The organism is Streptomyces sp. NPDC044061, from assembly GCF_056434305.1.
In genome coordinates this window covers 131,972-157,841 of sequence record NZ_JBWKFL010000009.1, presented here as the reverse complement: position 1 = coordinate 157,841, position 25,870 = coordinate 131,972, and the positions used below count along the sequence as shown (strand labels likewise).

Genomic DNA, 25,870 nt, shown 5'->3' with positions numbered 1-25,870 from the left:
GGGGGAGGGGCCCACTTGAGGGACAACAGACCGAAGAGCCGTCTGCTGGCGCTCGGTTCCGCCGGAGCACTCGTCACCGCGACTTTGATCGCCGGCGCGGTGTCGGCTCCCGCGGCCAGCGCCGACAGCCGCCACGGCCGCGACCGCGAGGCCCGGGGCGCCGAGATCGCCGCCGCCCGTGCCGCCAAGGCCGGCATCGACTGGCAGGACTGCCCGGCCGACTGGGGGCTGGAGAAGCCCATCCAGTGCGGCTGGGTGCGCGTTCCGCTGGACTACGCCCACCCGTACGGCAAGCAGATCAAGCTCGCCGTGGACCGCATCGCCAACACCGGCACCCAGAAGGAGCGCCAGGGCGCGCTCGTCTACAACCCGGGCGGTCCCGGTGGCTCGGGTCTGCGCTTCCCGCGCCGTGTCACCACCAAGAGCGCCATCTGGGCCAACGCCGCCAAGGCCTACGACTTCGTGGGCTTCGACCCGCGCGGTGTCGGCCACTCGGCGCCCATCTCCTGTGTCGACCCGCAGGAGTTCGTGAAGGCGCCCAAGGCCGACCCGGTGCCGGACACCGAGGCCGACAAGACCGCGCAGCGCAAGCTCGCCCGCGAGTACGCGGAGGGCTGCGCCGAGCACAGCGGCGCCATGCTGCCCCAGATGACCACGCCGAACACCGCCCGCGACCTGGATGTCATCCGTGCCGCGCTGGGCGAGAAGAAGCTCAACTACCTCGGCGTCTCCTACGGCACCTACCTCGGCGCCGTCTACGGCACTCTCTTCCCGGGCCACCTGCGCCGCATGATCGTGGACAGCGTGGTCAACCCCTCGCGCGAGAACATCTGGTACGAGGCCAACCTGGGCCAGGACGTCGCCTTCGAGGGCCGCTGGAAGGACTGGGAGGACTGGGTCGCCGCGAACGACGCCGCCTTCCACCTCGGCACCACCCGCGCCGCCGTCCAGGCCAAGTGGCTCGAGCTGCGTGCCACCGCCAAGAAGAGTCCCCTCGGCGGGGTCGTCGGCCCGGCCGAGCTGATCTCCTTCTTCCAGAGCGCCCCGTACTACGACTCCTCGTGGGTGCCGGTGGCGACGGTCTTCAGCAAGTACGTCGCCGGTGACACCCAGGCGCTCGTGGACGCGGCCGCCCCCGACCTGTCGGACACGGCCGGCAACATCAGCGCGGAGAACGGCAACGCCGTCTACACCGCCGTCGAGTGCGCCGACGCCAAGTGGCCCACCAGCTGGCGGAAGTGGGACCGGGACAACACCCGGCTCAACAAGGACTACCCGTTCATGACCTGGGCCAACGCCTGGATGAACCTGCCCTGCGCCACCTGGCCGGCGAAGCAGCAGACCCCGGTGGACGTGAAGACGCACCGCGGCCTGCCGCCGGTGCTGATCGTGCAGTCCACGCGTGACGCGGCCACCCCCTACCAGGGCGCCGTCGAACTGCACAAGCGCTTCCAGGGCTCCCGCCTGATCACCGAGAAGGACGCGGGCTCGCACGGTGTGACCGGCCTGGTCAACCCGTGCATCAACGAGCGGGTCGACGCCTACCTGATCGACGGCAGGCTGGACACCTCCGACGTGACCTGCGCGCCGCACGCGACGCCCAAGCCGTAACCGCTCAGAGGTACGCACGACAAGGGGCGACCGGACCTCCGGCCGCCCCTTCGTCATCCGCCGGCGAGCCAGGCGTCCTCGGCCGCGTAGTCGAAGACGTCCGGACAAGCCCGCGCCAGCAGCGGGAAGCGCTCCCGCCAGTCACGGCCGTGCAGCGCGCCGGTCAGCCACTCCACCGTCTCCGGCAGGCTCTCCGCGTACGACACCACCGGCCGGTAGCCCAACTCCCGCTCGGCGGCGGACATGTCGAAGACGACCGGCAGCGGTACCGACCACGGAGTCCCGCCCACGGAGCCCCCGGGCGGTGGCCCGTCCACGAGCGTCGTCTCCGTCTCCACCCCCATGACCGCGTCGATCGCCGCCCCGATCCCGGCGACCGTCGGCGCCTGCGGATCACAGGCGTTGAGCACCCGGGACCCCGGCCGGACCGCCGCCAGCCGGACCAGTTCGGCGATGTTCCGGGCGCTCGACGGATGGAACCGGCTCTCCCCGCGGTGGGCGAGCACCCGCCGGCGCCGGCCGTCCAGGTTCCGCTTCACGAAGTACAGCTCGCGCGGGAGCGGGCTGTACGGCCCGTGCACGGCACCCGCCCGCAGCAAGGTCGCCGCCAACGTGTCCCGTGCCGAGAGCAGTTCACGCTCCAGGGCGGCCTTTCGGGTGCTGTAGGTCGCCTCGCCCGGCGCCACCGTCGGCTGGGTCTCCGCCACCGGCACCGGATAGACCGGGAAGCCGTCGGGCTCTCCCTGGGTGTCGAAGCCCCGTCCCTCGCCGTCCTCGTACACGCTCACGCTGGAGGCCACCACCGCCGAGCCGATCCGGCCCGCGAGGGCCGTCAACTGCCGTGCGTGCCCGGCGTCGTAGGCCACCAGGTCGACCAGCAGGTCGCAGCCGTCGCCCACCACGGCCGCGAGCGCCGCGTCGTCCGAACGGTCCAGCCGGACCGCCCGCACCCCCTCGCCCCACGACCCGTCCCGGCCGCCGCCCCGCGAGGCGGCCGTCACCTCCCAACCGTCCCGCGCCAGCGCGTCCACCGTCGGACGGCCGATCTGCCCACTCGCTCCGATCACCACAGCGTGTTTCATGCGGCGACCCTAGACACGGGGGACACCCGCACCGAAGTCCTTCTGCCGAGAGCAGAGTTCAGCTGAGCGGGGCCCTCGGGAACCTGCGCTCCTTCTTCTCCGCCGCCTGTTCCGCCTTGGCGACGGCCGCGTACTGGTCGACGTACTCCTGCTCGGACAGCGAGAGGATCGCGTACATGATCTCGTCGGTGACGGCCCGCAGAACGGCCTTCTCGCTCTCCATGCCGGCGTAGCGGGAGAAGTCGAGCGGCTTGCCGAAGCGGATGACGACGGGGTGGATGTTCGGAATGACCTTCCCGGGCGGCTGCGCCTCGAAGGTGCCGATCATCGCGCAGGGCACGACCGGCACCCCTGCCCTGAGCGCCATCACGGCGACCCCGACCTTGCCCTTGTAGAGCCGCCCGTCGTGCGACCGCGTCCCCTCCGGGTAGATGCCCAGCAGCTCCCCCTTGCTCAGCACTCCGAGGCCCTCGCGGATCGCGGCCTGGCCCGCCTCCTTGCCGGAGCGGTCCACGGGGATCTGCCCGGCGCTGCGGAAGAAGAACGCGGTGAGCCGCCCCTTGATGCCGGGCCCGGTGAAGTACTCGGCCTTGGCGAGGAAGGTGATGCGCCGCTTCAGCATCGCCGGCATCAGGAAGTGGTCGGAGAAGGAGAGGTGGTTCCCGGCGACGATCGCCGCCCCCGACGCCGGCACGTTCTCCAGCCCCTCGATGCGGGGCCGGAAGACCAGTCTGAGCAGGGGGCCGAGCAGCACGTACTTGAGCAGGTAGTAGAACAAGGGGTCGCTCCTCACTCCGGCGGATCGGCCCAACCGCCGTGTTCTAGCAGGTCAACCGGCGTCTGGTGGGGTGTCAGTGTAAGTGCATGGGCGGTCGCGGGGAACCGGGCCCGGGCGTGTCGGTGCCGGCCCGACGCCGACCGCGCTGACGGGTGATCAGGCGGGAGAGGCGGAGAGAGATGTCATCCGTCCTGGCAGACCGTGGCTTCGAACTTCGCCAGGGGGACGGTGACCGTCTTTTCGTCACCGTCGGCCGAGACGGTGTCGTAGCGGACCGTTCCGGGGGTGAGCCGGTCCCGGTCGGCGAGGGTGAAGGAGACGCTGTCCGACGACCACGAGTCGTCCTTGGTCCAGCCGTACAGGGCGTAGGTGGTCCCGGCGGTGAGGTGGATGGGGGACTTCGTCGCGGTCCAGCCGGGGGAAGGCGCGTCGAGGGTCCAGGTGGCGAGTCCGGCCGAGAGGGAGGGGTCGGCCGTCCAGGAACCCACGGTCACCGTGTCGTGGACGTCGGCGCTGTCCACGTAGAGGGTCGCGCCGTCGATCCGGTGCCCGCAGACCATCATGACGCCGAGCAGACGGCCGTCACCCGTCACGGAGATGCCGGCGAAGGCGTCGACGGGAACCGTGCACCCGGAACTCGCGGCCAGGGCCGCGCCCGCCGCGACGATCCCGACGCAGCGCCGGAACAGCGGCCACGAGAGTGCCGACCGCATGGAATCCCCTCCCCCTGGGGGAGCGTGCCGGCCGCCCCCTGTACCCCTGATGCTAGGAACGACCCGCGCTGAGCAGGGCCGCCGCCACCCACCCGTTGCGTCCTCGTTGCGGCCCCGTGTCCGCCGGGCGGCGCAGGGCCAGGGGTCTCGTCACTCGAAGGGCTCAGCCCCTGAAAGACCCTGTCGGGCCGTCGGATCTGGGGATCGGGGCGCGGACCGGTTGCGCGGACCCGGCAGGGTGCGGCCGGCGTCCTTACGGTGGTGCCATGGCGGCGACCAACGGTGGCGGGAGCGGGCGAGGCGCCCGGAGCGGGATGTGGAACGCACTCGGGGCGGCCGGGCTGTTCGTGCTGTCGGTCGTGGCCGCGTCCGTCGTTCCGCACGAGCACCGGTTCACGCTGCGCTGGCCCGCCCTCGTGCTCGCCGCGATCGGCTGCTGCGCGCTGCTGTGGCGCCGCCGGCACCCGTTCGCCGTGGCGGCCGTGGCGGTCGGCTGCGGAGTGGGCTTCCAGCTGCTCGGCTTCCGGGAGAGCCCGCTGGTGATCAGCCCGGTCATCGTGTCCGTCTACACGGTTGCCGCGTGGACGGACCGGCGCACCACCTGGACCACGGCGGCGGCCACGGCGGCCCTGCTGGTCGGAGCGGATGTCCTGCACGCGCCGGGCTCCTGGCTGGAGCCGGACAACGTCGCGCTGCTGGCGTGGACGGCGCTGCCGGCGGCGGTCGGGGACGGGGTGCGTTCACGCCGCGCCTACGTCGCGGCCGTGGAGGAGCGGGCGGAGCACGCGGAGCGGACCCGTGAGCAGGAGGCACAGCAGCGGGTGGCGGCCGAACGCGTGCGGATCGCGCGTGAGCTGCACGACGTCGTCGCCCACCACATCGCCCTGATCAACGCCCAGGCCGGCGTCGCCGTCCATCTGGGACGGGGGCGTCCCGAGCAACTGCTCGCCGCACTGACGGACATCCAGGAGGCCAGCGGGTCCGCGCTGGACGAACTGCGGGTCACGGTGGGCCTGTTGCGGCAGTCCGATGATCCCGAGGCGCCCCGCGACCCGATTCCGGGCCTGGCGCAGGTGCCGGCCCTGCTGGCCTCGTTCGAACGCACCGGCCTGGCCGTCCGGCACACCCGGCGGGGTGCCGTCGAGCCCCTCGCGCCGGCGGTGGACCTGGCGGCCTATCGCATCGTGCAGGAGGCCCTGACCAACGTACGCAAGCACGCGGCGGCGGATCACGCCCGCCTGTTCCTGCACTACCGCCCGCAGTGGCTGACGATCACCGTCGAGGACGACGGGCGCGCCGAGCCGCAGGCACCCCGGCCGGGGACCGGGCACGGGCTGATCGGCATGCGTGAGCGGGCGGCGAGCGTGGGCGGGAGGCTCACCGCGCGGGCGCGGCCCGGGGGCGGCTTCACCGTGACCGCCGACCTGCCGCTGCGACCCGGCTCGGCGACGGGCGAGCCGGTGCCGGACACACTGCTGGAGGAGAGACGGGCGTGACGATCCGGGTACTGCTGGCCGATGACCAGGCACTGCTGCGCGGCACGTTCAAGATGCTGTTCGACGCCGCCGAGGACATGGAGACGGTGGGTGAGGCGTCCAACGGCCGCGAAGCCGTGGAACTGGCCAGGGACCGGCGACCCGACGTGGTCCTGATGGACATCCGCATGCCCGAGATGGACGGTCTCGTCGCCACGCGGCTGATCGGCGAGGCCGACGAGCTCGCGACGGTGAAGGTCCTCATCCTGACCACCTTCGAGGACGACGAGTACGTCGCGCAGGCGCTGCGGGCGGGCGCGAGCGGCTTCCTCGGCAAGGGTGCGCGGCCGGAGGAACTTCTCGACGCCGTCCGCACGGTCGCCGACGGTGAGTCGCTCCTGTCGCCGGCGGCCACCCGGGCGCTGATCACCCGCTTCCTGGCGCAGCCGGAACCCTGCACAGCCGCCGTGCACGAGCGGCTCGAGTGCCTGACCCCCCGCGAGCGCGACGTGACCAGGCTCGTCGCGCTCGGCCTGTCGAACGAGGAGATTGCCGAACAACTGTTCGTCAGCCCGTTGACGGCCAAGACCCACGTGAACCGGGCCATGACCAAGATCGGGGCACGCGACCGGGCCCAGCTCGTGGTCAGCGCCTACCGGTGCGGCCTGGTCAGCGCGACGGCGGAACCCGGTTCCCCGTCCCTCTCCGTATGAGCACCACCTGTCGGCTACTGCGGCCGCAGTACCCAGGAGTGTCTGCGCGGGGACGACGCGCGCAGGGGCGCTCCTGAGCGAACCTGGGGGCTACCGAAAGGAGCCCACCATGTCTGCTTACGTCGAGGACTGCCGTGCGTACCGTGACCTGCTGGCCGGGCACGCCCTCCAGCTTCTGGCGCCCCAGGAGGCCAGTGCCGTCGGCCCCCACCTGGCGGTGTGCGCCCCGTGCCGGGACGAGCACGACTGCCTGGCCGCCGTGGCCGGGCACCTGTCGGCCCTGCGCGAGGCCCTGACCGACGACACCGGCTCGCAGCGGCAGCCGAACAGGCACGGTGCGGCCGGGCGCCACGCGACCGCGGCGGCCCGGCGGTGCCGTCGGCGCGGCCCGGCCCGCAAGGCGCTGACCGGGTCGCTCACGCTGTCTCAGTGGGTCGACCGGATGGCGTACGTCAGGTGAGCGCGGGCGGCCGTCAGTGGTACGCGTGCACGACGGCGTGCCCCCTGCCGCGACCGATCATCCACCGGTTCACCGGAGTCGTCAGCGCGAAGGCAAGCACCAGGGACACCGCGAGCGAGACCCAGAACAGCGCCTCGGACAGGCCCGCGTCCATGGCCCCGGGCACACCCACGATGACGGTGTTGTCGATCAGTTCCATCACGGCGATGGACACCGTGTCCGCGGCCAGGGCGACCTTCACGGCCTGACGGACCGGAAGTCCGGCGCGCAGGACGCCCCGCATGGTCAGCGCATAGCCGAAGACGAAGGCCAGCGCGATCGAGACGACGACCGTGGCCACGTTGTGCAGGCCGGCGGCCGTACCGATGACCAGGCCCAGGACCTCGCCGATGGCGCATCCCGTCAGGCAGTGCAGCGTCGCCTGCGCGGCCGTGCGCCACGAAGTGCCGGGGCCGGAGTTGTGCTGGTGCTGGTGCTGGTGTGCGGTGTGGTCCATCGTCGACCTCCCCTTGTCGGAGTGGAGCACCACACTCCAACCATTTACCCCCTAGGGGTATTCCCGGGGTGGGGAAGGCGCACTGTCCCGGATGTGGTGATCACCAGCCCTTCGATACGCCGCGTTCCGCCGGGACCCGCTCACGAGCCGTCCGGTAGGGCAGTCCGGGCGCTGCGCCGTGCGCCGCCCGGTCTCCGAGCCAGGCGAGGAACGCGACGACGAACAACCCTTCGACCAGCACGGACAGGGGCCCGTACGGTGCTTCCCAGCCGGCTTCGTAGTAACCGCCCGGTAGCCCGGCGGTACGTGACAGCGCGAACCCGACGATCATGCCGAGGCTGACCAGTGCCCCGGTCAGCCAGGCGGCCAGGGGACGCTTCATGACGACGAGCCCCACTGCGACTACGACCATGACGGCGCTTCCCACGGCGAACAGCAGGCCTATGTAGAACATCTCCTCCAGGTGATCGGGGACGAGCAGTGTGTGCACCACCGCGTTGGCTGCGGCGCAGGACACGGCGAGCCCCCTCCAGACGACTTCGGCGGCATTGGTGGAGTTCATGACGGAATCCAGTTGTCATGTGTATGGGGCCAAGTGGGAAATGCTTTCCGACAGTCGATACGCATCACGGCCCTCCAGGGATTGCACGGTCCCGGCACGGCGACAACTCGGAACGGACCGGAGCACGATGACGCTCCATCAGTTCAGTCGCATGCGCGGGACAATGCTGCGTGGCGCGGTCCATTCCTGCTCTCCGCCGGACGTCCGGAGCACTTACGCCTGCGCCCGGACGAGGGCGCACGCCCCCGGGGAGGATCACCCCCGGCGGGTGAGGGCAGGAGCGGCCCGGTGTGGTCCGATACCCGGGTGAACAGGACGGCGGACGACTCGCCCCTCTCGTCGCCGACGGGTGGGACGGGCGGGGACGGCCTTGCGCGGCCGGTGGTCATGGGCGTCACGCGACTGGTCGTGGGCCTGGCCGACATCGCCTCGGAGACCGTCGCCGCCGCGCGCCCCCGGTATCCGCGCCCCGGTCGGCCGACGCCGCTGGGCGACGCCGTTCTCGGTCTCGCGCTGGAGGTCCAGCGGCGGTCGGTGTCCGCGGTCGTGGACACGGCCGACCGGGCCGGATACTGGGCACGCGCCACGACGCGGCTGTTCGTGCCCCCGAAGGTGCTGAACGCGGTGGACCGCCGCATCGCCCACTGGGGCGCGCGGGGAGCGGCGGAACGGGAACGGGCGCGGAACGAGGCGCGCCCCCTGGCGCGCGCGTTCGTCCGGGCCGTCACGGCCGCCGTCGTAGACGAGCTCGACGTCGATGCCGTGGCCGACCGCCTGGACGTGAACCGTGTGGCCGGGCGCGTCGACCTGGACGCCCTGCTCGCCCGGGTGGATCTCGACTCCGTCCTCGCCCGCCTCGACCTGGACGCCGTCCTGGCCCGCGTCGACGTCGACACCCTCCTGACCCGCGTCGACCTCGATGCCGTCCTCGCCCGTGTCGACCTCGACGCGGTGGTGGACCGGCTGGACGTCGACCGAGTCGCCCGGCGTATCGACCTCGACGCGGTCCTCGCCCGCGTGGACCTGGCGACGTACACCGAGCAGGTCCTGGAAGAGCTGGACGTCGGGCGGATCGTCAGGGACACCGGCGGCAGCATCACGGCGGAGACGCTGGACGCCTTCCGCGAGCAGAACGCGCGTGCGGACCGGTTCGTGGACCGGATCACCGAGCGGCTGCTGCACCGCGGCGGGCCGGACGGGGGAGCCCCGCCGACCGGGCCGGCGCCCGGCGAGCGGTCCGGGGAACCGGACAGGGGACCGGGGACACCGTGACCTCGGTGGCGCGTCCCCAGCCTTCGGTGGTCGTCCAGGGACGGCCGGCCGGGATCGTCACGCGCGTGATGGCGGCCTTGATCGACGTCCTCGTCGTGCTCGGTACGGTCGCGGCCGTCGACTTCGGCTACGCGGCGTTGCGTTATCTGCTTCTCGGCCCTCCGCTCGAGTTGCCCGACCTCGGCCTCGGGGGCGCGGCGGGATTCGGCTCCGCCGTCGCGCTCGTCTATCTCGCGGGCAGCTGGGGCACGGCCGGGCGTACCGTCGGCGACCACCTCATGGGGCTGCGGGTGACCACCCGCTCCGGGCTCCGGATCGGCCCGGTCGCCGCCGTGCTGCGGGCCGTCCTGTGCCTCCTCTTCCCACTGGGCCTGGTGTGGATCCCCGCGAGCCGGCGCCGGGCGTCGGTCCAGGACCTGGTGGTGGGCAGTGCCGTGGTGCACGACTGGTACGGCCACTCGCAGACCCCCGCGCACCGTCCGCGCGGATGACCCGGACACCCGGCCCGCTCGCCCCGCCGGTGACTCATGGCACGGGCAAGCGGGTCCGGGCGGCACCGACGGTGTGTCAGCCGGTGTATCCCGCGAAGATCTTCGCGAACTCGTAGGGCGACTGCGGGACGTTCGTGCACCGGTACAGGGCGCCGGTGCAGGCATTGCGGTCCCGGGTCGCCTCCCAGAAGGCGAGCTCCCCGAGGTGCCTGCTCTGCGCGAAGGCGACCAGTTGGCGCGCGTCGGCCTGGTCGTAGACGTGGCCGTCGTCGTTCTGGCCGAGCATCGGCGTCACCCCGGTCATCGCCCAGAGCTGCGCGTCGGACTTGGCGGGGTAGAGCGACTTGAGCTGGGTGAAGGTGCTCTGCGCGGCCTGGAGGGCGGCGTCACCGTAGTCGACGCTCCGGTAGTAGTCCATGGCCATGACATTGACGACGTCGAGGTCGACGCCCGCGTCGCGCGCCGCCTTGACCACGTTCACGCCGTCCGCGGTCAGGCCCTCCGGCAGCACGGGCAGTGTGAGCGAGACGCGCAGCCCCGGGTGGGCCTGCTGCAGGCGCGCCAGGGCCTGGGAACGGCGGGTGACCGAGGCCGGATCGGCGACGGCCGCGCCCTCGATGTCGAAGTCGACGTACGTCAGGTGGTACGCGTCGACGACCGCGTTGTACTCGGCGTAGAGCGAGTCCACCGAGCCGCAGGCCTGGGCCAGTTCGATGCCGGAGGCACCGCCGAAGGAGACCTTGACGTCACCGCCGCCCGCCCTGATCGCGTCGATCTGGTCCTTGGCCCAGCCGTCGCGCGGATCGTAGGCGTTGAACCACATCGCCTTGCATCCGGAGGCGGTGACGAACGCCATGGTGTAGCTCTTGATCCCGCTCGCGGAGGCCATGTCGGGCATGCTCGGCGTGGGCCACGCACCCATGTCGATGTACGGCGCGGTGTGCACGCCGCCGCCCGGCTGGGTGCCCGAGGAGGCGGTCGTACCGCTGACGGCCGCACTGTAGGCGGAGACGTTGCCCGCCGCGTCCCTGGCCCGCACACGGAACGAGTAACCCGTGTTCGCCTGCAGCCCGGTGACGGTGTACGAGGTCCCGGTCACGGCGACCGGGGTGCCGCCGTCGCGCGAGACGTCGTAGCCGGCGACGGATCCGGAGTCGTCGGTGGCGGCCGTCCAGCGCACCGTCAGGGACGAGGAGGTCGCGGAGCCCACGGTCACACCGGTCGGCACGCCCGGCGGCGTCGTGTCCCCGCCGCCGGAACCGCCCGAGCAGGACGCCCCGTTGAGCCGGCAGCCGGACGGTACGCCGGTGCCGCTCGACACCCAGCCGAAGGTGGCGCTCGCGCCGGGCGCCAACGAGCCGTTGTACTCGCGGTTCTTGAAGGTGTAGTGGTCTCCGCTGCGGGTCAGCAGCGCGTCCCAGTACGAGCCGACCGTGGTCCCCGAGGGCAGGTCGAACTCGACGGTCCATCCGGAGAGGGTCGTACCGCCGCCGTTGGTGACGGTGTACGCGCCCTGGTAACCGCCGTCCCAGGCCGAGGTGGTGGAGAAGGACGCGGTGGGCGAGCCCGCCGCGTCGGCGGGTGGGGCGAGGGCGAGGAGCAGCACTCCGAGGCACAGGGCGACGAGTGCCGAAGGTCTTCGCATTGCTGCCTCCATGGGGGTTGGGCGCCGGATCGGCGAGCGAGGCCGCACAGGATTGGTCCATACCAAAGCAATGGCATGTACATATCGACTGGCTGGGCTCGCGTCAAGGGATCCCGGCGCGACCCGCCGCACCGGTGTGACCCACCGCACCCGTGGGACCCACCGCACCGGCGGGCCCTGGCACTTTCGCCGCCCACGCCCTCGTACGATGTCCCCGATGCCCAGCACCGGAGAGCTGCCCCCGCGACCGCCCCAGCGGCGGTGGCGTGCGCTGCTCGTACTCGCGGTGCTGGCCGGGCTGCTGGGCATGCACGCCCTGGCGCCCGGTGGCGGCACCGGTCACGCGGAGCATGTCCGCGCCGCACACATGGGTGTCGCGCTCACCGCCCAGGACGACTGTCCGGGCGACGACGGCCACTGCGGTGGCCACCACCTGCACCACGCCGATCCCACCTGCGCGTCCGGGGCCGTGAACGGCGGCCCGCAACTGCCCGCGCTCGTCCCCGATCCCGCGACCGCCGCGGTACCGGCCGCCGTCCCCCGCTCGCGCGGGGTCACCGGGCCGGACGGCGCCCGCGCACCACCCTCCCTGGCCGAACTCCAACTCCTGCGGATCTAGAGGCCGCGACGACCGCGTGCGCCGCGGTCGTCCTCCCACGCGTGCCCGAAGACACCATCGAACAGCAGGAGTTCAGCATGACCACCCGTACCCTGACGCGCCGTGCCGCCCTCGTCGCGGTGACCGGCCTCGCCTCCCTCGTCCTCGTCGCCTGCGGCGGCGCCGGTGATGACGCCGGCGCCCACGCGGGCCACGGCAGCGCCGCGAGCCCGAGCGCGTCCACCGCCAAGGCCCACAACGCCCAGGACGTGGCGTTCGCCCAGGGCATGATCCCGCACCACCGGCAGGCCCTGGAGATGGCACGGCTCGCCGACGGCCGGGCCTCCTCGGCCCGGGTGAAGGACCTCGCCGCGCGCATCGAGAAGGCGCAGGACCCGGAGATCCGCACCATGACCGGCTGGCTGAAGGCCTGGGGCGAGCAGGTCCCCATGTCCGGCATGGATCACTCGGGCCACGCCGGCATGTCCGGCATGGCCGGAATGATGGGCGACGACGACATGGCCGCCCTGAAGAAGGCCACCGGCAAGGACTTCGACACGAAGTTCCTGTCCCTGATGGTCGAACACCACCAGGGCGCGGTCGAGATGGCAGGCACGGAGAAGAGCAGGGGCGAGTACGGCCCCGCCAAGGGCATGGCCGGCGACATCGTCGGTGCCCAGAACGCCGAGATCAAGGAGATGAAGCGGCTCCTCGGCCAGGGCGAGGGCACCGGCAGGGGCTGACCGAGTGGGCAGGGGGACCGGCCGGTACCGCCGGCCCCCCTGCCCCGCCTCAGTCGCCCTCGCCGAGCACCTTCTCCAGCGCGCCGAGCGCGGAGCGCAGCTCCTCGGCCGTGATGGTCAGCGGGGGCGCCAGCCGGATCGTGGAGCCGTGGGTGTCCTTGACCAGGACACCCTCCCGCATGAGGCGCTCGCTGATCTCCCGGCCGGTGCCGATGGCCGGATCGACGTCCACGCCCGCCCACAGCCCGCGCGAGCGGAAACCCGTCACGCCCCGGCCCACCAGCTCGGTCAGGCCGTCGCGCAGCACCAGGCCCAGCTCGGTCGCCCGGCGCTGGAACTCACCCGTCTCCAGCAGCTCGACCACCGCCGTGCCGACCGCCGCCGCGAGCGGGTTGCCGCCGAACGTGGAGCCGTGCTCGCCCGGATGCAGCACGCCCAGCACCTCGCGCCGGGCCACCACCGCCGACACCGGGACGATGCCGCCGCCGAGCGCCTTGCCGAGCAGCAGCACGTCCGGGACGACGTCCTCGTGCTCGACGGCGAGGGTACGGCCGGTGCGGCCGAGGCCGGACTGGATCTCGTCGGCGATGAACAGGCAGCCCTTGCGGCGGGTCAGCTCACGGACGCCGGCCAGATAGCCCTCGTCCGGGATGATCACCCCGGCCTCGCCCTGGATGGGCTCCAGCAGCACCGCCGCCGTCGTCTCGTCGACCGCCGCCTCCAGCGCGGCCAGGTCGTTGTACGGAACGACCCGGAAGCCGGGCGTGAAGGGGCCGAAGCCCGCCCGGGCCGACTCGTCCGTGGAGAAGCTGACGATGGTCGTCGTACGGCCGTGGAAGTTCTCAGCCGCGACGACGATCGTCGCCCGGTCGGCCGGGACGCCCTTCACGTCGTATGCCCACTTGCGGGCCACCTTGATGCCGCTCTCCACCGCCTCCGCGCCGGTGTTCATCGGCAGCACCATGTCCAGGCCGGTCAGCCCCGCGAGCCGCTCGGCGAACCCGGCGAGCCGGTCGTTGTGGAACGCGCGGGAGGTGAGTGTCAGCAGGTCCAGTTGACGGTGCGCGGCCTCGATCAGCGCGGGGTGCCGGTGGCCGAAGTTGAGCGCCGAGTACCCGGCGAGCATGTCGAGGTAGCGGTTGCCCTCGACATCCTCCACCCAGGTGCCCTCGGCCCGGGCCACCACCACGGGCAGGGGGTGGTAGTTGTGCGCGAGGACCGGCTCCTCCGCCTTGATCAGGTCGTCGGACGTGCGCGTGCGCGCGGGTGCGGTCATCAGCGGATCTCCTGGGTGCAGCACTTGATGCCACCGCCGGCCTTGTGGAACTCCGACAGGTCGACGGGGACGGGGACGTAACCGTGGTCGGCCAGGCGCTCGGCCAGCGCCTCGGCGATGGGGGCGATGAAGACGTGCCGGCCGTCGGACACGGAGTTCAGACCGAACGCCATGGCGTCGTCGCGGGTGGCGAGCACCGCGTCCGGATACAGGCGCTTCAGCACCTCCCGGCTGCCCGGCGAGAAGGCCTCCGGGTAGTAGACGATGTTGTCCTCGTCCAGCACGAACAGCGCCGTGTCGAGGTGGTAGAAGTACGGGTCCACCAGGGTCAGGCCGATCACGGGGTGGCCGAGGAACTCCTGCGCCTCGCGATGGGCCTCACGGGTCGTGCGGAACCCGGTGCCGGCCAGCACGTACCGGCCGGTCCACACCAGGTCGCCCTCGCCCTCGGTCACCGACTCGGGGCGGTACACGTCGTACCCCGCCCCCTTGAACCAGGTGTCGTAGTGGACCGACTCGGGGCGCCGCTCCGGCGCGTGGAACAGAGAGCCGAAGACCCGGCCGCCGACCACGAAGGCCGCGTTCGCGGCGAAGACCATGTCGGGCAGGCCCGGGACCGGCTCGACCGCGTCGACGGTGTGACCGTGGGCGCGGTAGACGCCGATCAGCGCCTGCCACTGCTCCTGGGCCAGATCCACGTCGACCGGCTTGTCGGGGTGCATCCAGGGATTGATCGCGTACTGCACGGCGAAGTGTCTGGGTTCGCAGACGAGGAAGCGCCGAGGTCGCGGCACACGGCTTTCGGGCACAGAGGGTTTCCTCCGCTTGTCTGGGTGTCACTGAGGGTGAGACCACCGTAGAAAGGGAGGGTTGCGGAGGACAAGCAAGAAAAGCTGCGCGGATGCGCAGCATCGCTGCGTCGTATCGGCGCACGACGCACGACTTCTGCGTCTGTCGGGTGTTATTCCGGGGCCGCGAGGGTCGCCCCCGCTTCCGGACTGTCCGGGAGGAGGTGGGACAACACCATCACGCTGATCGTCTTCCGGATGAAGGGCTCCACCCGGATACGCTCCAGCACCTCCTCGAAGTGCTTCACGTCCCGCGCCCGCACGTGCAGCAGCGCGTCGGCGCCACCGGTCACCGTCATGGCCGCCGTGATCTCCGGGTGGTTGCGCACCACCTCCGCCAGGCGCCGGGGCGGGGCCGCACCCTCGCAGTACACCTCGACGTACGCCTCCGTGCGCCAGCCGAGCGCGGAGGGCTTCACGGTCGCCGTGAACCCCGTGATCACACCGGTCTCCCGCAGCCGGTCCACGCGCCGTTTGACCGCGGTGGAGGACAGCCCGACCGCCGCACCGATCTCGGCGAAGCTGGTCCTGGCGTTCGCCATCAGCGCGGTGATGATCTTCCGGTCGAGTTCGTCGAAGGACGCGGTCCTGCTGTTCATGCGGGCACTGTAATCAGCGCAGCCCGCTCCGGTGGACGCTAGGACTGGGTGACGACCATGGCGAGCGTCAGCAGCCCGAGCACCACCCATCCGAACCACAGCCAGCCGTTGCTTCCGAGGGCGACCGTGTAGGCCGTGACGACGACGAGCCCGCCGACGGTCATCGCCCCCATCGCCTTGGTGGAACCGTTCGTGGAACCGGGCATCGCGACACCCTCCTCGTGGTCCGTCCACCACCATGGTGCCCCGAATCCCGCCCGGACGGGATACCGCGTACTCAGCCCTCGCGCGCGTTGAGGGAGGCCAGATAGGCGTTGTACGCCTCCAGCTCCTTGTCACCGTCCCGGTCGGCGGCCCGGTCCTTGCGCCTGGCCTGCCGCTGCTCGGAGCCGTACCACTGGAACAGCAGTGCGATCAGGACCAGCACGGACGGGACCTCGCTGAACGCCCAGGCGATGCCGCCCGCCGCGTTCTGGTCGGACAGCGCGTCGATGCCGAGGGAGGCGGGCGGGTTCCTGAACGTCTCCACCATCGGCGTCGACGCCATCATCAGCGCGATGCCGAAGAACGCGTGGAACGGCATGCCCGCGAACAGCTCCAGCATCCGCATGAGGTGACCCGGCCGGTGCGGGCCCGGATCCACGCCGATGATCGGCCAGAAGAACACGACACCCACGGCCAGGAAGTGCACCATCATCGCGACGTGCCCGGTCTTCGAGCCCATCAGGAAGTCGAACAGCGGCGTGAAGTACAGCGCGTACAGGCTCGCGATGAACAGCGGGATCGTGAACACCGGGTGGGTGACGACCCGCATGTACCGGCTGTGCAGCAGCGCCAGCAGCAGCTCGCGCGGACCCTTGCGGCCCCTGCCGGCCACCGGCAGCGCGCGCAGCGCCAGGGTGGCCGGGGCGCCGAGCAGGATCAGGATCGGCGACAGCATGCTGATCACCATGTGCTGCACCATGTGCACGCTGAACATGACCATGCCGTAGTCGTTGAGCCTCGTGCACATCACCAGGCCGATGGTGAGAACGCCGGCGACGTACGACACGGTCCGGGAGACCGGCCAGGAGTCCCCGCGCCGTCGCAGCCGCACGACACCCCAGCCGTACAGAGCAAGCCCGGCCAGGCAGGCGATGAGAAAGAAGGGGTCCGCCGACCACTCAAGCCCTCGGGCCAGCGTGAACGGCGGCAGATCCATCATCATGCCGTGCCCGCTGTGATCCATCCGCCGGCTCCTGATTCGTGGGGGTTGTACGCGTCTGTCCGCCCCCAAGAGTAGAACCGCCCCCGGTCACGCCGGTGACCGGGGGCGGGTTGTCCTGGGCCGGACTACAGGACGCACTCCGCCTCGTCGTACCGCTCGGCGGGAACCGTCTTCAGCGTCTCCACGGCCTCCGCCAGCGAGACCATCACGATGTCGGTCCCCCGCAGCGCCGTCATGTTCCCGAACTCGCCCCGGTGCACGGCCTCCACGGCGTGCCAGCCGAACCGCGTGGCGAGCACCCGGTCGTACGCCGTAGGCGTCCCGCCCCGCTGCACATGCCCGAGGATGACCGGCCGCGCCTCCTTGCCGAGCCGCTGCTCCAGCTCGATGGACAGCTGACGCGCGATCCCCGCGAAGCGCTCGTGGCCGTAGATGTCCTTGCCGCCCTCGTCGAACTCCATGGAGCCGGGCCGCGGCTTGGCACCCTCGGCGGCGACCACGATGGCGAACCGCTTGCCCGCCTCGAACCGCGCGCCGACCCGCTTCGTCAACTCCTCGATGTCGAAGGGGCGTTCCGGCACGACGATGGCGTGCGCGCCGGCCGCCATGCCGGAGTGCAGCGCGATCCAGCCGGTGTGCCGGCCCATGACCTCGACGACCAGCACGCGTTGGTGGGACTCCGCGGTGGTCTTGAGCCGGTCGAGGGCCTCGGTCGCGACACCCACGGCCGTGTCGAAGCCGAAGGTGACGTCCGTGACAGCGATGTCGTTGTCGATGGTCTTGGGGACGCCGACGATGGGCAGGCCGTTGTCGGACATCAGCCGGGCCGCCTTCAGCGTGCCCTCGCCGCCGATCGGGATGATCGCGTCCAGGCCCAGTTCCTGGACGTGGCCCTTGGCCCGCTCCACGCCGTCCCGCAGGTGCGAGGGCTGGACCCGGGAGGAGCCGAGGATGGTGCCGCCGCGTGCCAGGATGCCACCCACGGCATCCAGGTCGAGCTTCATGTAGTCGCACTCCAGGAGGCCCTTCCAGCCGTCCCGGAAGCCGATGACCTCGTCGCCGTGGTCGGCGACGGCACGGTGCACGACGGACCGGATGACGGCGTTCAGGCCGGGGCAGTCGCCGCCGGACGTGAGGACACCAATGCGCATAGCCCGAAATACCTTCTCAACGTGGGCCGGGAAACCGGACCACGTCGTCCGGCGGATTCCCGGCCACCCTACCGGCGTGAGGGGGTGGCTCCGTAGCGGGCGTCCGCCTGCTGGACGCGCCCGCACATGTGAGCGGACGGCGCGTCAGGCGGGCCCACAACGAGCGTGCCGGAAGGTGCTGAAAAGTCCCTGACGTGGCGCTTACGCGGGCTGCCGCGCTAGCAGTGTCCACGCAGGCTGCTGCGCAGCGGTGACTACGCAGGCTGCTGCGCAGCCGCGATGCGCTCGTTGCGGAGCGCCTCGTACCAGCGGTCGTCGGTCGGTGGCAGCGCGTTGACGTCGAGCGCCAGCTTGAGCAGCAGGTCGGCGATCTGCGGGTTGCGGGCCAGCACCGGGCCGTGCATGTACGTGCCGAATACCGTCCCGTTGTACGCGCCCTCCGTGCCGTCCCCAGTGCCGTTGCCCTTGCCGATCTTCACCCGGGCGAAGGGGCGGGCGGTGGAGCCGAGGTGGGTGACGCCCTGGTGGTTCTCGAAGCCGGTCAGCTGGGGCAGGCCGAGCTGCGGGTCGATGTCCGCGAGCACGTCACCGACACACCGCTCGCCCTCGCCGCGCACCGACACCACGTCGAGCAGGCCGAGGCCCGGCTCGCGCTGGCCGAGGTCGTTGATGAACTCGTGGCCGAGGATCTGGTAGCCGGCGCAGACGGAGAAGACGATGGCGCCGTTCTCCACCGCCCGCTGCAGATGGCCGTCACGGCGCAGCCGCTCGGCCGCGAGCCGCTGCGGCCGGTCCTCGCCGCCCCCGATCAGGTAGATGTCACCGGAGGTCGGGATCGGCTGGTCGCTGCGCACGTCCAGCCGTGCCACGTCCAGGCCGCGCTGGCGGGCCCGGCGCTCCACGACCAGCGCGTTGCCCTGGTCGCCGTAGGTGCTGAGCAGGTCCGGGTAGATCCACACCAGCCGCAGTTGGTTGTCGCTCATGAGGTGATCGCCCTTCGAAGATCAGTTGCCGACGCGGCGGCGCAGGTCCTGGAACGCGGTGTAGTTCGCGATGACCTCGATGCGTCCCGGCGGGGCCGCCTGGACGGCCTGGTCGAGGTCGTCGCAGACCTGGAAGTGCTGGTTCGCGACCTCCAGACGGACGGCGAGGTCCAGCTTCCGGTCGCCGATCACGAAGATCGGGTGACCGGTCAGCCGCGTGTAGTCGACGTCCCACAGCCAGGAGGTGTCGGTGCCGTCGGCCCCGCGGGCGTTCACGGACAGGATCACCGGGGTGGGCGGCGGGTCGATCAGGGAGAACGTCTCCAGCCAGCCGGCCGGGTTCTTGGCCAGCAGCAGCCTGAGGTCGCGGTCCTGGAACTGGACCACGTCGTAGCGTCCGGCGACCGCCTGCACCTGGTACATCCGCTCCAGGGCGACCTGCGGCGGCACCCCGAAGACGGCGGCGACGGCCGCGGAGCTGGCCGCGTTCGCCTTGTTGGCGCGGCCGGGCAGCTGCAGGTGGATCGGCCAGGCGGAGCCGTGCGGGTCGAGGACGTGGTCCCCGGACAGCGCCCAGGTGGGGGTCGGCCGGCGGAAGCCGCACTCGCCGCAGTACCAGTCGTCGCCGGGGCGCTGCATCACGCCACCGCAGGACGGGCAGGACCAGGCGTCCTCCTGCCACATCTGCCCGGCCGCGACCCAGATCACGTTCGGCGAGGAGGAGGCGGCCCACACCACCAGCGGGTCGTCGCAGTTGGCGACGACGACGGCCTTGGACCCGGCCAGTCCCTCACGCCAGTTCTCGGCGAGCATCCGGGTCTCGGCGGCGCGGTCGAGCTGGTCGCGGGAGAGGTTCAGCAGGGCGATGCACTTGGGGTCGGTGTCGCGGGCCACACCGGCCAGGTACTTCTCGTCGACCTCGATGACGCCGAACTTCGCCTCCGAGCCGCCCGAGAGCGCGGAGGTGATACCGGCCGGCATGTTGGCGCCGAGCGCGTTCGACACCACCGGGCCCGCGGCGCGCAGCGCCTCCGCGATGAGCCGCGTGGTCGTGGTCTTGCCGTTGGTCGCCGACACCAGGACGACGTCCAGGTTCTGGGCGAGCCGGGCGAGCAGGTCGGGGTCGAGTTTCAGCGCGACCCGGCCACCGATCACCGACCCGCTGCCGCGCCCGGCGGCGCGGGATGCCGCAGCGACCGCCTTGCCCGCGGTCACGGCCAGCTTGGCCCGCGGCGAGAGCGGGTCCGAGTTGCCTGCCATCAGTTCTCGATCCTCCTTGCGTACGCGCCGCGCCTGGGGCCATCCGGCAGCGTGGTGTGGACCTCAGCCTATCGAGATCCATTCGCACACCCGAATCCCGGTCCATGCCTGTGCGGCGGGCATGAGCTGAAACGAACCGTACCCTTGCCGCCATGCGACACGGCTCGATCCCGGGCGCCCACGGGCGCGTCCGGCCTCTTTCCCTGCTTCCGGACCCCGTCCTGCGCGAGCCCTGCGCGGACGTCACCGACTTCGGCGCCGAACTGGCCGCCCTCGTGGAGGACTTGTTCGCGACCATGTACGCGGCGCAGGGCGTGGGCCTGGCCGCGAACCAGATCGGGGTGCCGCTGCGGGTGCTCGTGTACGACTGCCCGGACGACGAGGATGTCCGGCATCTCGGGCATGTGGTGAACCCGCGTCTGGTGCACACGGACGGCGTGGTCGTCCGGGGCCCGGAGGGCTGCCTGTCCCTGCCGGGCCTGGAGGCGGGGACCGAGCGCTACGACCACGCGGTGGTCGAGGGTTGCACCGTGACCGGAGAACCGGTCACCGTGCACGGCACGGGCTTCTTCGCCAGGTGCCTGCAGCACGAGTGCGACCACCTGGACGGCACGGTGTACGCCGACCACGTGACCGGCCGGCGGCGCCGCAGGCTCATGAGGCAGATCGAGCGAGCTTCGTGGCACCGGGCCGGTGGTCCCGCCTAGGGGCGCGGGGCCGTGATCGACATGCGGCTCCGCCGCGTGAGCGCGACCAGACCCCTCGCGCCCGCAGGCGAGAGGACACGGTCAGAAGCCCGGACCGCCGATCCTGTCGCCAGCCGCCGCGAGGCGCCCCCACAGCAGATCGGCGAGAGACCTCACCAACTCGGCCCGGGAGCACGGCCGCTCCCCGAGCCACCAGTCACCCGCAGCGTGCATCATCCCGACGATCCCGTGGCCCCAGACCCGGGCCAGCTGCTGACTTCCGGGTCCGAGATCCAGCCGCTCCTCGATGACCTGGGCCAGTTCCTCACCCATCCGCCGCAGCAGCGGGGCGCTGTGCTTCCCGACGTCGAAGCCCTGGTCGCCTCCCTGGCCTGCCTCCGCAGGATGCATGAGGAACCGATACACCTGAGGGCGTGCCTCGATCGCCGCGAGATAGGTGTCCAGCGTGGACTCAACGCGCTCCCGCCGCTCGGCCGGAGCGTCCAGTGCCGCCCGCAGCGAATCGAGCAGGGCGTCCGTGTGCCGCTTGGCCAAGGCCGCGTAAAGCCCGCCCTTGTCGCCGAAATGGCGATAAAGGATCGGCTTGGTGATGCCGGCCTCCGCGGCGATGGCGTTCATCGAGGCCTGCGGACCGTCACGCAGAACCACTCTGTCCGCGGCCTCCAGCAGCTCGCGCCGTCGGCGGTCGGCGGACCGCTGCTGATCGGTCCGCTGCGTGGTGTCCATGTGCTCTCCCCACCCGTGCTGATTCGGTGACGCCTGCGCAAACTAGCACTGTCCATGCCCCTGACATCGAACGGGATGCCGAGGCGTCCTCGGGAGTTGACTTTTCCTACCGGTCAGTAACACACTCGGGTTACCGCTAGTAACACCGCACCAAACGCCGCTGGAGGGGACATGGCCGAGTTCACCATGGAGCTCAACGACGAACAGAAGGAGGTCCGGGACTGGCTGCACGGCTTCGCCGCCGACGTCATCCGCCCCGCGGCCGCCGAATGGGACGAGCGTGAGGAGACTCCCTGGCCGGTCATCCAGGAGGCCGCGAAGGTCGGCATCTACTCCCTCGACTTCTATGCGCAGCAGTACTTCGACCCCACCGGCCTCGGTATCCCCACGGCCATGGAGGAGCTGTTCTGGGGCGACGCGGGCATCGCCCTCTCCATTGTGGGCACCGGTCTCGCCGCCGTGGGCGTTCTCGCCAACGGAACCGAGGAACAGATCGGTACCTGGATCCCCCAGATGTACGGCGACGCGAACGACGTCAAGGTCGCCGCGTTCTGCTCCTCCGAGCCCGACGCCGGCTCCGACGTCGCCTCCATGCGCACCCGCGCCGTGTACGACGAGGCCAAGGACGAGTGGGTGATCAACGGCACGAAGACCTGGGCGACCAACGGCGGCATCGCCAACGTCCACGTCGTGGTCGCCTGCGTCGACCCGGAGCTGGGCTCGAAGGGCCACGCGTCCTTCATCGTCCCGTCGGGCACGCCGGGTCTCGCCCAGGGCCAGAAGTTCAAGAAGCACGGCATCCGCGCCTCGCACACCGCCGAGGTCATCCTCGACAACGTCCGCGTCCCCGGCTCCTGCCTGCTCGGCGGCAAGGAGAAGCTGGACGAGCGGCTGGCCAGGGCCCGGGAGAAGGCGAAGGCCGGCGGCGAGCGGGTGAAGAACGCGGCGATGGCCACCTTTGAGGCCTCGCGGCCGGCGGTCGGCGCGATGGCGGTCGGCACCGCCCGGGCCGCGTACGAGGTCGCCCTCGACTACGCCAGGACCCGTGAGCAGTTCGGGCGGCCGATCATCGACAACCAGGGTGTGGCCTTCCAGCTCGCCGACATGCGGACCCAGATCGACGCGGCCCGTCTGCTCGTGTGGCGGGCCTCCTGGATGGCGGTCAACGGCAAGCCGTTCACGGCGGCCGAGGGGTCGATGTCGAAGCTGTTCGCCAGCGAGACCGCGAAGAAGGTGACCGCGCAGGCGATCCAGATCCTCGGCGGCAACGGGTACACCCGCGAGTACCCGGTCGAGCGGATGCACCGGGACTCCGCGATCTACACGATCTTCGAGGGCACGAGCGAGATCCAGCGGCTGGTCATCGCGCGGACCCTGGCGGGGATGCCCATCCGGTAGTGCCATGGGGGCGCGGTGCGCCGCGGTTCGCCGGTCCGGCGTGGCTGGACGCGCTCGCGGCGGAGCCGCATGTCGATCACAGCCCCGCGCCCCTTCGGGGTGGACACACTCACCGGTGCCTCAGAGGTGTCAGCTGCTGGATGTCGTACTTCGCCCTCAGCGCTTCGATGGCCTCCTGGTCGGGAGGGCCGCCGTTGCCGAGGATCTCCAGCAGCTCCTCGAAGTAGCGCTCGTGGTCCGGTGGGGGAGAGGCCTGGAAGAACATCTTCGCGGGCGTGTCCGTCGGGTTCGCGAACGCGTGCGGGCATCCCGGTGGTACGACGATGACCGTGCCCGGGGTCGCCCGGACCACCTTGGTACCCGAAACCGACTCCCACTTCTGCCAGTTGTCGGGGGTGCGGATGCGCGGCTCGAAGGCGAGGACGTCCAGCTCGCCCTCGAGCACGTAGAACAACTCCTCACTGCGCGTGTGCACATGGGCGCCGACGTCGAAGCCCGGCGGGACCTCCACCTCGAAGGTGGAGGCCATCCGCGAGTGCGCGCCGGTGACCTTGAAGGTCACGCGCTGGGCCGGTGTCTCGACGACACGGCCGTGGCCCGGCGGCACCAGCAGCCCGTCGTTTGTGGTCAACTCCCGGGCCGACGGATCCGTCCGGGCCGGCGCCTCTCCACGTGACGCGGGCCCTTCCGGTACCGACAGTCCCTCGGTCGTCGTCATCCGCCGCTCACCACGTCACCGGCAGGGCCAAGGGACCCCGGATCAGCGCACCCTTCCTGAAGGGCACCTGTTCCGGCGGTACGGCGAGTTTCAGCCCCGGTATCCGGTCCAGCAGGGCGTCCACCAGAAGTTCCGACTCCAGCCTGGCCAGCATGCCGCCGGGGCAGTAGTGCGGGCCGAAGCCGAACGCCACGTGCGGGTTGGGGCTGCGGGAGATGTCGATGGTCTCCGGGTCGGGGAAGACGTCCGGGTCGCGGTTGGCGGCCAGGTAGGAGACGTAGATCGGGTCGCCGGCCCGGATCCGCACGCCCCTGATCTCCACGTCCTCCAGGGCGATCCGGGAGAGGCCGACGGCGTTGCGGTGCGGGATGTAGCGCAGCAGCTCGTCGATCGCCTTCGGCCGGCACCCGGGGTCGGAACGCAGTCGTTCCACCAGGTCGGGTCGGGTCAGCAGCAGGTAGAAGATCTGCCCGCTGTTGTTGGTGACCGCCTCGCCGCCGATCTGCAGGAGGATGGCGAGACCTACGGCCTCCTCCAGGCTGACCTCGGCCCGGCCCACGGCGGCGCCGAGCAGCGAGGCGACGTCCTCGGCCGTGCCGCCCTCGCGCAGCCCGACGAGGTCGGAGAAGTAGGCGCTCATCTCGTGCTTGGCCCGCTCGCTGACCTCCTTGCCGTGCGAGGAGGACAGGATCAGCTGGGTCCAGATGTGCATGTCGTGCCGGTCGGCGGCCGGGACACCCATCAGCTCGCAGATCACCGCGACGGGGAACGGGCTGAGGATCGTCGCCGTGAGGTCGGCGGGCGGCCCGTCCTGGATGAGTTCGTCGACCAGTTCGTCCAGCATCACGCGCGCCTTGTCCCGGACCCGCTCCACGCCCTTGGTGGTGAACGCGGCGGCGACCGAGCGGCGCAGCCGGGTGTGGTCGGGCGGGTCCAGGACGCCGACCGCGCCCCGGTCCGGTATGTAGTGCGGGGCGAGCCGGGTGATCTGTCTGCCCATCACCGCCTCGCGGCTGAAGCGGGGGTCGTTGGCCACCATGCGCACGTCGTCGTAGCGGGTGACCAGCCACGCCCAGCCCTCACCGTTGGGCAGCTGGATCCGGCTGACCGGGCCCTCGCGCATCAGCTCGGCCAGCACCGGGTCGAAGTCCGTGCCGGCCAGGTCGACGGCCGGCCAGTGCCGGACCGGGGGCAGGAGCCCGGTGAGGGTCTCCTCGCTCATCGCTGTTCGCCGTCCTTGACCCAGCGGCCCACGGTCATCTCGGCCGTGATGCCGGGACCGAACCCGGCGAGCAGCCCGCGTGCCCGGTGCTCGGCACCGCCCTCGTCGAACAGCCTGCGCAGCGCGTCCAGCACGACGGCGCTGGCTATGTTGCCGTACTCGGTGAGCGTGGACCGGCTGAACCGGAACGCGTGCGGGTCGACCTGCAGGAACTTGCTGAGGTCGTCGAGGATTCGGGGACCGCCCGCGTGGATGATGTAGAAGTCCAGGTCGGCGGCGTCCCAGCCGTGAGTGCCCGCGAGGTCCTGGAGCGCCGGGGCGAGCGGCTCCATGGTGGTCGGCACCCGCTTGTCCAGCAGGAAGTGGAAGCCGGTCGCCCGGACGTCGTACGCGATCCAGTCCTCGGTCTTGGGGATCAGGTACGACCCGTTGCGTTCCAGATGGACGCCCGTGCCGCCGCGGCCGCGCACCACGGCCGCGGCTATGCCGTCGCCGAACAGGCCGTTGGACAGCAGCGAGCCGACGCCGAGGTCGGTGGGCTGGTAGCACAGCGAGCAGAACTCGCAGGCCACGACGAGCGCGTTGGACTCCGGGTAGGCCGAACAGAAGTCGTGGGCCCGGTTGATGGCCGCGCCGCCGGCCGCACAGCCCAGCTGGGCTATGGGGAGCTGGCGGGTGGTGCTCGAGAAGTCCATCTCGTTGATCAGCCACGCGGTCAGCGAGGGCATCATGAAGCCCGTGCACGACACGTAGATGATGACATCGATGTCGGTGGTCAGGAGCTCGGCGTCGTCGAGCGCCCGCTGGATCACCGCGGGGACGCGGGCCTTGGCCTCGGCCTCGTAGAGCTTGTTGCGGTCCTCGAACCCCGGGTGCTTGAGGGTCTCCTCGATGGGCTGCACGATGTGCCTGGTGCGGACGCCCGTGTTCTCGATCAGCCGGAGGGCCAGCGCGAGCTGGGGGTGGTCCGCGTGGTGTTCACGCGCGAGCTCCAGCGTCTCCTCCATCGTGATCACGTGCTCTGGTACGGACACCGAGGGTCTGCACAAAGTAGCCATGAGCGTCCCTGCTTTCGCCGTCCAGCAGGCTCGCGCCCGCCGGTCAGAAGGTGGTCCACTCAGGTTCACCCAAGGGGG

Annotated in this window: 28 protein-coding genes; 10 read left to right on the top strand and 18 right to left on the bottom strand. The window is 71.2% G+C overall.

Features of this window, described 5'->3' with window-relative positions:
• Positions 1–15: 15 nt before the first annotated feature.
• A complete protein-coding gene (locus AC07CM_RS16815; protein ID WP_478877138.1) occupies positions 16–1,611 on the top strand; it encodes an alpha/beta hydrolase in 1,596 nt (531 codons plus the stop codon).
• A 53-nt stretch (positions 1,612–1,664) separates the two neighbouring features.
• Here the strand turns inward: AC07CM_RS16815 and AC07CM_RS16810 are convergent, their stop codons facing one another.
• The 3 genes from AC07CM_RS16810 to AC07CM_RS16800 all read right to left on the bottom strand — a co-directional run bounded on the left by AC07CM_RS16810 (position 1,665) and on the right by AC07CM_RS16800 (position 4,184).
• Complete coding sequence (locus AC07CM_RS16810; protein ID WP_478877137.1) at positions 1,665–2,693, bottom strand: NAD-dependent epimerase/dehydratase family protein; 1,029 nt, start codon at positions 2,691–2,693, stop codon at positions 1,665–1,667.
• A gap of 58 nt (positions 2,694–2,751) precedes the next feature.
• Entirely contained in the window at positions 2,752–3,471 is a 720-nt protein-coding gene (locus AC07CM_RS16805) for a lysophospholipid acyltransferase family protein (RefSeq protein WP_478877136.1), read from the bottom strand.
• Between the two features lie 182 nt (positions 3,472–3,653).
• Positions 3,654–4,184: a hypothetical protein gene (locus tag AC07CM_RS16800; RefSeq protein ID WP_478877135.1), complete on the bottom strand. Its 531-nt coding sequence runs from the start codon at positions 4,182–4,184 to the stop codon at positions 3,654–3,656.
• Between the two features lie 266 nt (positions 4,185–4,450).
• On the opposite strand from AC07CM_RS16800, the gene AC07CM_RS16795 reads away from it, so the two are divergent.
• From AC07CM_RS16795 to AC07CM_RS16785, 3 genes are all read left to right on the top strand, one after another.
• Positions 4,451–5,680 carry a sensor histidine kinase gene (locus AC07CM_RS16795; RefSeq protein ID WP_478877134.1) on the top strand — a complete coding sequence of 410 codons (1,230 nt, stop codon included), beginning with the start codon at positions 4,451–4,453 and terminating at the stop codon, positions 5,678–5,680.
• Positions 5,677–6,372 (top strand): response regulator transcription factor, encoded by a 696-nt coding sequence (locus AC07CM_RS16790; protein ID WP_478877133.1) that lies wholly within the window; start codon positions 5,677–5,679, stop codon positions 6,370–6,372. The genes AC07CM_RS16795 and AC07CM_RS16790 overlap by 4 nt, the downstream gene beginning before the upstream one ends.
• A 109-nt stretch (positions 6,373–6,481) precedes the next feature.
• Positions 6,482–6,832: a zf-HC2 domain-containing protein gene (locus tag AC07CM_RS16785; protein WP_478877132.1), complete on the top strand. Its 351-nt coding sequence runs from the start codon at positions 6,482–6,484 to the stop codon at positions 6,830–6,832.
• A 13-nt stretch (positions 6,833–6,845) separates the two neighbouring features.
• Here the strand turns inward: AC07CM_RS16785 and AC07CM_RS16780 are convergent, their stop codons facing one another.
• Both AC07CM_RS16780 and AC07CM_RS16775 read right to left on the bottom strand, forming a co-directional pair.
• A complete protein-coding gene (locus AC07CM_RS16780; protein WP_478877131.1) occupies positions 6,846–7,328 on the bottom strand; it encodes a DUF4396 domain-containing protein in 483 nt (160 codons plus the stop codon).
• A 100-nt stretch (positions 7,329–7,428) separates the two neighbouring features.
• Positions 7,429–7,890 (bottom strand): hypothetical protein, encoded by a 462-nt coding sequence (locus AC07CM_RS16775; protein ID WP_478877130.1) that lies wholly within the window; start codon positions 7,888–7,890, stop codon positions 7,429–7,431.
• A 306-nt stretch (positions 7,891–8,196) separates the two neighbouring features.
• On the opposite strand from AC07CM_RS16775, the gene AC07CM_RS16770 reads away from it, so the two are divergent.
• Together AC07CM_RS16770 and AC07CM_RS16765 are read left to right on the top strand one after the other, a co-directional pair.
• Positions 8,197–9,162 carry a hypothetical protein gene (locus AC07CM_RS16770; RefSeq protein WP_478877129.1) on the top strand — a complete coding sequence of 322 codons (966 nt, stop codon included), beginning with the start codon at positions 8,197–8,199 and terminating at the stop codon, positions 9,160–9,162.
• Positions 9,163–9,167: 5 nt separating this feature from the next.
• Positions 9,168–9,653 (top strand): RDD family protein, encoded by a 486-nt coding sequence (locus AC07CM_RS16765; protein WP_478877128.1) that lies wholly within the window; start codon positions 9,168–9,170, stop codon positions 9,651–9,653.
• Between the two features lie 76 nt (positions 9,654–9,729).
• On the opposite strand, the gene AC07CM_RS16760 is transcribed toward AC07CM_RS16765, so the two are convergent.
• The gene (locus AC07CM_RS16760; protein WP_478877127.1) at positions 9,730–11,298 is read right to left on the bottom strand and encodes a cellulose binding domain-containing protein; all 1,569 of its coding nucleotides are present in this window, start codon (positions 11,296–11,298) and stop codon (positions 9,730–9,732) included.
• A gap of 217 nt (positions 11,299–11,515) precedes the next feature.
• Between AC07CM_RS16760 and AC07CM_RS16755 the strand changes: the two genes are divergently transcribed.
• The gene (locus tag AC07CM_RS16755; protein WP_478877126.1) at positions 11,516–11,917 is read left to right on the top strand and encodes a DUF6153 family protein; all 402 of its coding nucleotides are present in this window, start codon (positions 11,516–11,518) and stop codon (positions 11,915–11,917) included.
• 77 nt (positions 11,918–11,994) lie between these two features.
• Positions 11,995–12,639, top strand: a complete 645-nt coding sequence (locus tag AC07CM_RS16750) for a DUF305 domain-containing protein (RefSeq protein WP_478877125.1) — start codon at positions 11,995–11,997, stop codon at positions 12,637–12,639.
• Positions 12,640–12,688: 49 nt separating this feature from the next.
• Here AC07CM_RS16750 and rocD read toward each other — a convergent pair whose 3' ends face one another.
• The 8 genes from rocD to AC07CM_RS16710 all read right to left on the bottom strand — a co-directional run bounded on the left by rocD (position 12,689) and on the right by AC07CM_RS16710 (position 19,963).
• Positions 12,689–13,915 carry an ornithine--oxo-acid transaminase gene (gene rocD / locus AC07CM_RS16745; protein WP_478877124.1) on the bottom strand — a complete coding sequence of 409 codons (1,227 nt, stop codon included), beginning with the start codon at positions 13,913–13,915 and terminating at the stop codon, positions 12,689–12,691.
• Positions 13,915–14,724: a dimethylargininase gene (gene ddaH / locus AC07CM_RS16740; RefSeq protein WP_478877123.1), complete on the bottom strand. Its 810-nt coding sequence runs from the start codon at positions 14,722–14,724 to the stop codon at positions 13,915–13,917. The genes rocD and ddaH overlap by 1 nt, the downstream gene beginning before the upstream one ends.
• A gap of 152 nt (positions 14,725–14,876) precedes the next feature.
• Positions 14,877–15,362, bottom strand: coding sequence for an Lrp/AsnC family transcriptional regulator (locus tag AC07CM_RS16735; protein ID WP_478877122.1), 486 nt, complete (start codon positions 15,360–15,362; stop codon positions 14,877–14,879).
• Between the two features lie 38 nt (positions 15,363–15,400).
• Complete coding sequence (locus tag AC07CM_RS16730) at positions 15,401–15,568, bottom strand: hypothetical protein (protein WP_101372805.1); 168 nt, start codon at positions 15,566–15,568, stop codon at positions 15,401–15,403.
• A gap of 71 nt (positions 15,569–15,639) precedes the next feature.
• Positions 15,640–16,590 (bottom strand): cytochrome c oxidase assembly protein, encoded by a 951-nt coding sequence (locus tag AC07CM_RS16725; protein WP_478877121.1) that lies wholly within the window; start codon positions 16,588–16,590, stop codon positions 15,640–15,642.
• A gap of 104 nt (positions 16,591–16,694) precedes the next feature.
• Positions 16,695–17,720 carry a 6-phosphofructokinase gene (locus tag AC07CM_RS16720; RefSeq protein ID WP_478877120.1) on the bottom strand — a complete coding sequence of 342 codons (1,026 nt, stop codon included), beginning with the start codon at positions 17,718–17,720 and terminating at the stop codon, positions 16,695–16,697.
• A gap of 254 nt (positions 17,721–17,974) precedes the next feature.
• Positions 17,975–18,703 (bottom strand): type 1 glutamine amidotransferase, encoded by a 729-nt coding sequence (locus AC07CM_RS16715; RefSeq protein ID WP_478877119.1) that lies wholly within the window; start codon positions 18,701–18,703, stop codon positions 17,975–17,977.
• Positions 18,704–18,724: 21 nt separating this feature from the next.
• Positions 18,725–19,963 (bottom strand): MurT ligase domain-containing protein, encoded by a 1,239-nt coding sequence (locus AC07CM_RS16710; RefSeq protein WP_478877118.1) that lies wholly within the window; start codon positions 19,961–19,963, stop codon positions 18,725–18,727.
• A 152-nt stretch (positions 19,964–20,115) separates the two neighbouring features.
• Here AC07CM_RS16710 and def point away from each other — a divergent pair, with 152 nt between their 5' ends.
• Entirely contained in the window at positions 20,116–20,670 is a 555-nt protein-coding gene (gene def / locus AC07CM_RS16705; RefSeq protein ID WP_478877117.1) for a peptide deformylase, read from the top strand.
• 81 nt (positions 20,671–20,751) lie between these two features.
• Here the strand turns inward: def and AC07CM_RS16700 are convergent, their stop codons facing one another.
• Positions 20,752–21,396: a TetR/AcrR family transcriptional regulator gene (locus tag AC07CM_RS16700; RefSeq protein WP_478877116.1), complete on the bottom strand. Its 645-nt coding sequence runs from the start codon at positions 21,394–21,396 to the stop codon at positions 20,752–20,754.
• A gap of 171 nt (positions 21,397–21,567) precedes the next feature.
• On the opposite strand from AC07CM_RS16700, the gene AC07CM_RS16695 reads away from it, so the two are divergent.
• Complete coding sequence (locus AC07CM_RS16695) at positions 21,568–22,794, top strand: acyl-CoA dehydrogenase family protein (protein WP_478877115.1); 1,227 nt, start codon at positions 21,568–21,570, stop codon at positions 22,792–22,794.
• A gap of 109 nt (positions 22,795–22,903) precedes the next feature.
• Here AC07CM_RS16695 and AC07CM_RS16690 read toward each other — a convergent pair whose 3' ends face one another.
• The 3 genes from AC07CM_RS16690 to AC07CM_RS16680 form a co-directional block, all read right to left on the bottom strand.
• Positions 22,904–23,425 carry a cupin domain-containing protein gene (locus AC07CM_RS16690; protein ID WP_478877114.1) on the bottom strand — a complete coding sequence of 174 codons (522 nt, stop codon included), beginning with the start codon at positions 23,423–23,425 and terminating at the stop codon, positions 22,904–22,906.
• Positions 23,426–23,519: 94 nt separating this feature from the next.
• Positions 23,520–24,734, bottom strand: a complete 1,215-nt coding sequence (locus AC07CM_RS16685) for a cytochrome P450 (RefSeq protein WP_478877113.1) — start codon at positions 24,732–24,734, stop codon at positions 23,520–23,522.
• Positions 24,731–25,792, bottom strand: a complete 1,062-nt coding sequence (locus tag AC07CM_RS16680; protein ID WP_478877112.1) for a type III polyketide synthase — start codon at positions 25,790–25,792, stop codon at positions 24,731–24,733. The genes AC07CM_RS16685 and AC07CM_RS16680 overlap by 4 nt, the downstream gene beginning before the upstream one ends.
• Positions 25,793–25,870: the final 78 nt, after the last annotated feature.

Coding starts and splice junctions, on each gene's coding strand:
- AC07CM_RS16720 (WP_478877120.1), bottom strand. CDS start 17,720: ATGCGCATTGGTGTCCTCACGTCCGGCGGCGACTGCCCCGGCCTGAAC.
- AC07CM_RS16810 (WP_478877137.1), bottom strand. CDS start 2,693: ATGAAACACGCTGTGGTGATCGGAGCGAGTGGGCAGATCGGCCGTCCG.
- AC07CM_RS16725 (WP_478877121.1), bottom strand. CDS start 16,590: ATGGATCACAGCGGGCACGGCATGATGATGGATCTGCCGCCGTTCACG.
- AC07CM_RS16680 (WP_478877112.1), bottom strand. CDS start 25,792: ATGGCTACTTTGTGCAGACCCTCGGTGTCCGTACCAGAGCACGTGATC.
- AC07CM_RS16685 (WP_478877113.1), bottom strand. CDS start 24,734: ATGAGCGAGGAGACCCTCACCGGGCTCCTGCCCCCGGTCCGGCACTGG.
- AC07CM_RS16700 (WP_478877116.1), bottom strand. CDS start 21,396: ATGGACACCACGCAGCGGACCGATCAGCAGCGGTCCGCCGACCGCCGA.
- AC07CM_RS16795 (WP_478877134.1), top strand. CDS start 4,451: ATGGCGGCGACCAACGGTGGCGGGAGCGGGCGAGGCGCCCGGAGCGGG.
- AC07CM_RS16780 (WP_478877131.1), bottom strand. CDS start 7,328: ATGGACCACACCGCACACCAGCACCAGCACCAGCACAACTCCGGCCCC.
- AC07CM_RS16800 (WP_478877135.1), bottom strand. CDS start 4,184: ATGCGGTCGGCACTCTCGTGGCCGCTGTTCCGGCGCTGCGTCGGGATC.
- AC07CM_RS16715 (WP_478877119.1), bottom strand. CDS start 18,703: ATGAGCGACAACCAACTGCGGCTGGTGTGGATCTACCCGGACCTGCTC.
- def (WP_478877117.1), top strand. CDS start 20,116: ATGCGACACGGCTCGATCCCGGGCGCCCACGGGCGCGTCCGGCCTCTT.
- AC07CM_RS16695 (WP_478877115.1), top strand. CDS start 21,568: ATGGCCGAGTTCACCATGGAGCTCAACGACGAACAGAAGGAGGTCCGG.
- AC07CM_RS16755 (WP_478877126.1), top strand. CDS start 11,516: ATGCCCAGCACCGGAGAGCTGCCCCCGCGACCGCCCCAGCGGCGGTGG.
- AC07CM_RS16710 (WP_478877118.1), bottom strand. CDS start 19,963: ATGGCAGGCAACTCGGACCCGCTCTCGCCGCGGGCCAAGCTGGCCGTG.
- AC07CM_RS16775 (WP_478877130.1), bottom strand. CDS start 7,890: ATGAACTCCACCAATGCCGCCGAAGTCGTCTGGAGGGGGCTCGCCGTG.
- rocD (WP_478877124.1), bottom strand. CDS start 13,915: ATGACCGCACCCGCGCGCACGCGCACGTCCGACGACCTGATCAAGGCG.
- AC07CM_RS16750 (WP_478877125.1), top strand. CDS start 11,995: ATGACCACCCGTACCCTGACGCGCCGTGCCGCCCTCGTCGCGGTGACC.
- AC07CM_RS16735 (WP_478877122.1), bottom strand. CDS start 15,362: ATGAACAGCAGGACCGCGTCCTTCGACGAACTCGACCGGAAGATCATC.
- AC07CM_RS16785 (WP_478877132.1), top strand. CDS start 6,482: ATGTCTGCTTACGTCGAGGACTGCCGTGCGTACCGTGACCTGCTGGCC.
- AC07CM_RS16730 (WP_101372805.1), bottom strand. CDS start 15,568: ATGCCCGGTTCCACGAACGGTTCCACCAAGGCGATGGGGGCGATGACC.
- AC07CM_RS16760 (WP_478877127.1), bottom strand. CDS start 11,298: ATGCGAAGACCTTCGGCACTCGTCGCCCTGTGCCTCGGAGTGCTGCTC.